At 40.7% G+C, this 852-nt stretch carries 2 protein-coding genes; both read right to left on the bottom strand.

Going from position 1 to position 852, the window contains the following annotated elements:
• Window positions 1–485: signal recognition particle receptor subunit alpha (locus GMD4S_RS09600; protein WP_000863606.1), on the bottom strand; the 485-nt coding region annotated here is incomplete at its 3' end.
• 11 nt (window positions 486–496) lie between these two features.
• Window positions 497–829 carry a putative DNA-binding protein gene (locus tag GMD4S_RS09595; RefSeq protein WP_000402066.1) on the bottom strand — a complete coding sequence of 111 codons (333 nt, stop codon included), beginning with the start codon at window positions 827–829 and terminating at the stop codon, window positions 497–499.
• Window positions 830–852: the final 23 nt, after the last annotated feature.

Genomic DNA, 852 nt, shown 5'->3' with positions numbered 1-852 from the left:
GCAAAGACTGGAACATCAATCTGCTGTCCAAGTGTTTTCAACTGGTCGATGGCGGCTGGGCGGTAAATATCCGCAGCAATCATCAAAGGACGTGCATTTTCTTCCTTCTTGAGTTTATTAGCCAGCTTACCAGCAAATGTTGTTTTACCAGCCCCCTGCAACCCGACCATCATGATAATGGTTGGAATTTTTGGTGACTTGATAATCTCAGCCGTGTCGGAACCTAAAACGGCTGTCAGTTCCTCATCCACGATTTTGATAATCTGTTGGGCAGGATTGAGGGTATCAATGACCTCGTGTCCGACTGCACGTTCACGAACCTTCTTGATAAAGTCCTTTACAACAGGCAAGGCAACGTCGGCTTCAAGCAAGGCCAAACGAATCTCTTTGGTTGCTTCTTGGACATCCGCCTCAGATATTTTTCCTTTTTTACGTAAATTTTTAAAGACGTTCTGTAAACGTTCTGTTAAACTTTCAAATGCCATTTTTCTTCCTCTTATTCTCTATTATCAATACTTGTTAAAATTTCTATCTGCTCCTGCAGAAAGTCATCCTTGGGATAACGCTCCAAAATCTGGTCAAAAATCTGACTGCGGACAATGTAGTCCGAATACATGTGCAGTTTCATCTCATAATCTTCTAGAATCTTTTCTGTCCGCTTGATATTGTCATAAACAGCTTGACGACTGACACCGAACTCTTCAGCAATCTCAGCAAGACTATAATCATCAGCATAATAGAGTTCAATATAGTTCATCTGCTTGTCTGTCAAAAGCGCCGCATAAAATTCAAAAAGGGCGTTCATACGATTGGTTTTTTCGATTTCCATAACTTTTATTATACCAAAAAAAC

It is taken from the genome of Streptococcus sp. GMD4S (assembly GCF_000296955.1).
This window is presented reverse-complemented; position numbering and strand designations above follow the sequence as displayed.

What these genes read in the sequence shown, in the direction of transcription:
- GMD4S_RS09595 (WP_000402066.1), bottom strand. Translation starts at nt 829, where the DNA reads ATGGAAATCGAAAAAACCAATCGTATGAACGCCCTTTTTGAATTTTAT.